The following is a 5,507-nucleotide window of genomic DNA, read 5'->3' on the forward strand; positions in this document are numbered from 1 at the left end:
GCCATGGTCATCGGCCGCCGACCGGCACGAGTACCCAACTCGCCATTCAGACCAGACCCGTGACCTGCGACTTCACGATGCACACCACTCATTGAGGGAAAGGCGGGATGCTCCGGGAGCAGCCTGCTCCCCTTGCTCGACACCGCCATGAGCAACAGGTGTCGCCCCGTGCGGTCACTGGCGGCACGGGGCGGTGCGAAGGCCAGGGGTCTGTTCACGGACACTGACCGCGACGCCTGCCCCGCGTCCTGCCGAAGTGGGCCGCAGGGTCTGCGTCAGAGTTCGGCGTCAGGGTCGGAGGCGGGTTCGGCGTCCGGGTTGATGTCCGGTTTGGACCAGGGCCACTTGAGCCCGCTGTCCTGCTTGCCCGCGGGGTCGTACGTGTACTTCCAGCCCTGGGGGAGGCCCAGCCGACCCCGCCCCCGGCTTCGCTCGCGCGGGTCGTCCTCCGTGTTGTGGCCGCGGGGGACCCGGCGGTAGACGAGCACGGTGGGCGGGCCGCCGGCGGCGTCCGGGACCGGGATGCGGTACGTCTTGGGCGGGTGCCCGGTGGGGCCCAGCAGGACGGGCAGCACCCGACCGTCCATGGGCCCGCCCTCGAAAGGGGTGTCTTCGCTCTTCACCGCACCAGTGTCAGTCATCCGCGGCGGGTGCCGGCCGTGCGGGCGGTGTCGGCCGTCTGCGGCTGCTGTCGTCATCTGCGGCGGGTTGCTGTCCCGTACGGCCGGTGTCCGTCATCCATTGCCGGTGTCGGCCGTCCGTCCGCGGCCGGTGTCCGTCATCCGTGGCCGGTGGCGGCCGGCTGTGGCCGGTGCGGGTCGTCCGCCGTCGGTCCGGTTTGCGGCCCGTACGGTGCTCGTCAGCCGTCAGCCGTCAGCCGTCAGCCGTCAGCCGTCAGCCGTCAGCCGTCAGCCAGTAGCGCGTCGACGAGTGCCGAGGTCTGCGGATCGCGGCGCGCGGTCACCGAGAGCACTGCCTCGAACTGCTCCACGAGCCAGTCCCGCAGTTCGTCGGCGGGTGGCTGCTTGTCCTCGTCCAGCCAGATGAGCGAGGCGGCCTCGACCGCGGTGATCCACATACGGACGGTCATCCGCAGCCGGGGTCCGGGGTCGGTGACCCGCAGATGGCTGAGGATGTGCTCGGCGGCGGCCCGTCGTACGCCGTCCACGATGGCGGTCGTACGGGAGGTCTCGACCACGCTGCCACCCTGGAGCAGGGCGCTGAAGCCGGCGTCGTGCTGGTCGACGAAGGTGAGGTAGCGGTCCAGGGCACGGGAGAGACGGACCAGGAGAGGGCCTTCGCGGGGCTCGTCGAAGCACTGCTGGAGTTCCTCGCCGGCGGACCTGAGGGCGGCCTCGTACAGCTGCTGCTTGCCGCCCGGGAAGTATCGGTAGACCAGGGGCCGCGACACCCCGGCCGCCTCCGCCACGTCGTCCAGCGACACCTCCTCGGGCGTCCGCTGGGCGAAGAGGGACAGCGCCGAGTCGAGGAGCTGACTGCGGCGCTCCTCGACGCTCAGGCGACGATAGGCGGGGGTCGGGGCGGAAGGGGTCATGACCGGCAGCGTAACCGGTGCGGCCGGCGCCGGTACGCGGGCGAACAGGACCTTCGGGCGCCTCTGGGCGTACTGCTACGCCAGCAGCCCCGACGACCGCCACAGCCGTCGGCCGACTCCCCGCAGCACTCCGATGTCGTCCAGGAAGTCGGTGAGCCGCTTCGCTCCCGTCCGCATGATCTCCCGGCGGTGGTCGCTCGCCTTGACCTGTGCGAGGGCCTCCCGTTTGTCCAGTCCCACGTTCGTGTAGACCTCGGGATTCACGAAGGCCACGGAGAACACGCGCGCGAACTCGCCGGAGGTGACCCGGGTGAACTCCTGGGACCACGCGGGCGCCGGCAGGGAACGTCTCGTTCCCTGCCTCTCGTCTCACGATCTGAGCACCGCCTCCATCACCGCCCGCGCGATCGGCGCCGCCACCCCGCCGCCCGTGATGTCCCCCCGGACCGCCGAAGCGTCCTCCACCACCACCGCCACCGCGACCTTCGGTTCGAGGTCGTCGTCGCCCTGCGCCCAGGAGACGAACCAGGCGTACGGCGTCCCGGAGTTGAGGAGGCCGTGCTGGGCGGTGCCGGTCTTGCCGCCGACGGTGGCACCGGGGATGGCCGCGTTGGTGCCGGTGCCCTCCGTCACCACCTGCGTCATCAGCTCCTTGAGCCGGGCGGCCGTCGCCGGCCGCATCGCCTGCCGTACGGGACGCGAACCGGGCATCGCCACCGTGGCACCGCCCGCCCGGGTCGTCCGCTCCACCAGATACGGCTCCCGTACCAGCCCCCCGTTGGCGACGGCCGCCGAGACCATCGCCATCTGCAACGGTGTGGCCCGCGTGTTGTACTGCCCGATCGACGACAGCGCGAGCTGCGCACGGTCGACCGAGGTGTCGAAGGTGCTCCGGGCCACCGAGAACGGAATTCTGAGCGCCGTGTCGTTGAAGCCGAAGGCCTGCGCGGTGGCCCCCATGTTCGTCACGCCCACATCCACGCCGAGCTTCGCGAACACCGTGTTGCACGACCACCTGAAAGCCTCACGCAGGGAGAGGTTCGCACAGCCGTCCGACTCGTTCGTCAGAGTGGTCGTCGTCCCGGGAAGCCGGTAGGGGGCCGGGGAGTCGGTCGGCTCGTCGAGGTCCGTGATCACCCTCGCGTCCAGCGCCGCCGCCGCGGTGACCACCTTGAAGGTCGACCCTGGCGGATACGTCTGCCGCACCGCCCGGTTGAGCATCGGCTTGTCCGCGGCACCGTTGAGCCGGGCCCAGGACCGGACCACGCCCGCGTCGTTCCCGGACAGCGCCGCCGGGTCGTACGACGGCGACGACACCAGCGCCAGGATCCGTCCGCTGGACGGCTCGATCGCGGCCACCGCGCCCTTGCGCCCGCTCAGTCCGTCGTACGCCACTTTCTGCGCGGTCCGGTCGATGGTCGTCCCGATGTCGCCGCCCGGGTTCTGGGCGCGCGTGAAGTCGTTCCACAGCGGGAACGGCGACAGCATCGGATCCGTGCCGGACAGCACGCCGTCCTCCGTGTGCTCCAGGAAGCTCGTCCCGTACTCCTGAGAGGCGAACCCGGTCACGGGCGCGTACAACGGGCCGTCGGTGTACGTCCGTTCGTAGCGGAGTTGCTCCTCGGTGTCCCGGGATCCGGTGACCGCTCTGCCGCCGACCAGGATGTCGCCGCGAGACTGCCGGTAACGGGCGATGGTGGCACGGCGGTTGGCCGCGTTGTCGTCGTACGACTGCGCCTCGAAGACCTGGAGGCGGGTGGCGTTGACCAGCAGCGCCACCAGCAGCAGGGCGCAGAAGACGGCGGCGTGCCGGATGTGGCGGGTCACGGGATCATCTGCCCGTCGCGCCGGCCGCGCGCCGAGTCGCTCACCCGGATCAGCAGCGCCACGATCGCCCAGTTGGTGACGACCGACGAGCCGCCCTGGGCCAGGAACGGCATCGCCATGCCGGTCAGCGGGATCAGGCCGGTCACCCCGCCCGCGATCACGAACACCTGGAGCGCCACGATCGAGGCCAGCCCGACGGCGAGCAGCCGGCCGAAGGGGTCGCGCAGGGACAGGCCCGCCCGGTAGCCGCGCTCCACCAGCAGGCCGTAGAGCAGGAAGATCGCGGACAGGCCCGACAGGCCGAGCTCCTCGCCCGCCGTGGCCAAAATGAAGTCCGACTTGGCGGCGAAGCCGATCAGGATGGAGTGGCCGAGGCCGAGGCCGGTGCCGAGGACACCGCCCGTGGCGAAGGCGAACAGGGACTGGGCGACCTGGTTCGGGCCCTGGCCCGCCTCGATGGAGGCGAACGGGTGCAGCCAGTCCGCGACCCTGCTGTGCACATGCGGTTCCAGCCAGCCGACGGCGACCGCGCCCAGCGAGGTCAGCAGCAGGCCGACGGCGATCCAGCCGGTGCGGCCGGTGGCGACGTAAAGCAGGACGACGAAAAGACCGAAGAACAGCAGCGAGGTCCCGAGGTCGCGCTCCAGGACCAGCACGCCCACGCTCACCAGCCAGACGGCGACGATCGGGCCGAGGACGCGGCCGGTGGGCAGCTGGATCCTCCGGAACCGCCAGACCTGCCGGCCGGCGTACGCCAGTGCGTCGCGGTTGGCCGCCAGGTACGCGGCGAAGAACACCGCGAGCAGCACTTTCGCGAACTCGCCCGGCTGGATGGAGAACCCGGCGATCCGGATCCAGATACGGGCGCCGTTCACCGCCGGGAAGAGGATCGGCAGAGTGAGCAGGACCAGGGCGGCCGCGACACAGCGGTACGAGTAGCGCGTCAGAGCGTGATGGTCGCGCAGGAGGAGGACGACCACGATGAAGAGGGCCACGCCGAGGGTGGACCACACGAGTTGGGTGGGCGCCGCCCGGTCGTGCGGTGTCTCCAGGTCGAGCCGGTAGATCAGGACCAGGCCGAGTCCGTTGAGCAGTACGGCGATCGGCAGCGGCAGGGGGTCGGCGCAGGGGGCGCGCAGCCGTACCGCGCAGTGTGCGAGCAGGGCGAGTACGCCGAGCCCGGCGCCGTAGCCCGCGGCGCCGGGCGGGACGGTGCCGTTCCTGGCGAGGCCGACCGCGCAGTAGCCGTACACGGACAGCAGTACCGCGAGGACGATGAGGGCCAGTTCGATGCCACGGCGCCGGGGGAGGGCTACGGCGGGCAGGGGCGGGTCCGCTGTCCGCACGGTGGTTCCGGCCTTGGTCATGTCCGGAACTTACCTAAATGACGAAGATTGTCTGCTTGCCTCGTCAGCACACGCGTGGCGTGCTCCCGATGGTGTCGATGTACCGGGCCGAACCCCAGGCCCAGGTGCCGTCCGTGAGGAGGTACCACAGGGGGTTGCCGTCGATGATCTCCCCGCCGGTCCTGCAGAAGATCGAGACGATGTCACCCCGGTGCGCGTAGCGGATGACCTGCGAGCCACGGTTCGGAGCGCTGCGCAGGAGCAGCGTGCTCGCCGTGACCCTGCCCTTGGAGAGGTGCGGGTCATTGTGCTCGTGGCTCCAGCTGCCGGTGGGCTTGGTGCTGGTGCTGGTGCTGGTGGTGTTGCCGGTGGGCTTGGTGTTGCCGGTGGGTTTGGCGCTGGCGCTGGGGCTGGTGGTGCTGCTGCCGGCGGTGCTGGTGCTGGGGTCAGTGTTGGCGGTGTTGTTTTCGGTGCCACCGGTGGTGTTGCCGCTGGGCTTGGCGCTGGTGCTGGTGGTGTTGCCGGTGGGCTTGGTGTTGCCGGTGGGTTTGGCGCTGGTGCTAGGGCTGGTGGTGTTGTTGTCGGAGCCGCCGGTGCTGTTGCCGGCGGTGCTGGTGCCGGTGTTGGCGGTGTTGCTGCCGGTGACGCCGGTGTTGCTGCCGCTTGCGGCGCTGCCGCTCCAGTCGCTGCCGCTGCCGCTGCCGCTGCCGCTGCCGCTGCCGCTGCCGCTGCCGCTGCCGCTGCCGCTGCCGCTGCCGCTGCCGCTGCCGCTGCCGCTG

4 protein-coding genes and 2 pseudogenes are annotated in these 5,507 nt (G+C 71.0%); all 6 read right to left on the bottom strand.

Features of this window, described 5'->3' with window-relative positions; translation table 11 throughout:
* Positions 1–275: 275 nt before the first annotated feature.
* The gene (locus M2271_RS42145; RefSeq protein ID WP_280892772.1) at positions 276–641 is read right to left on the bottom strand and encodes a hypothetical protein; all 366 of its coding nucleotides are present in this window, start codon (positions 639–641) and stop codon (positions 276–278) included.
* A gap of 260 nt (positions 642–901) precedes the next feature.
* Positions 902–1,555 carry a TetR/AcrR family transcriptional regulator gene (locus M2271_RS42150; protein WP_280892773.1) on the bottom strand — a complete coding sequence of 218 codons (654 nt, stop codon included), beginning with the start codon at positions 1,553–1,555 and terminating at the stop codon, positions 902–904.
* 75 nt (positions 1,556–1,630) lie between these two features.
* Positions 1,631–1,906, bottom strand: a pseudogene (locus tag M2271_RS42155) (diiron oxygenase); the annotation flags it as partial.
* An 18-nt stretch (positions 1,907–1,924) separates the two neighbouring features.
* Positions 1,925–3,382: a penicillin-binding transpeptidase domain-containing protein gene (locus M2271_RS42160; protein ID WP_280892774.1), complete on the bottom strand. Its 1,458-nt coding sequence runs from the start codon at positions 3,380–3,382 to the stop codon at positions 1,925–1,927.
* Positions 3,379–4,749, bottom strand: a complete 1,371-nt coding sequence (locus M2271_RS42165) for an FtsW/RodA/SpoVE family cell cycle protein (protein WP_280892775.1) — start codon at positions 4,747–4,749, stop codon at positions 3,379–3,381. The genes M2271_RS42160 and M2271_RS42165 overlap by 4 nt, the downstream gene beginning before the upstream one ends.
* A 43-nt stretch (positions 4,750–4,792) precedes the next feature.
* Positions 4,793–5,023 (bottom strand): annotated as a pseudogene (locus tag M2271_RS42170) (SH3 domain-containing protein); the annotation flags it as partial.
* Positions 5,024–5,507: the final 484 nt, after the last annotated feature.

This window comes from Streptomyces sp. LBL, assembly GCF_029893585.1.
In the GTDB taxonomy this organism is placed as follows: Bacteria; Actinomycetota; Actinomycetes; order Streptomycetales; family Streptomycetaceae; genus Streptomyces.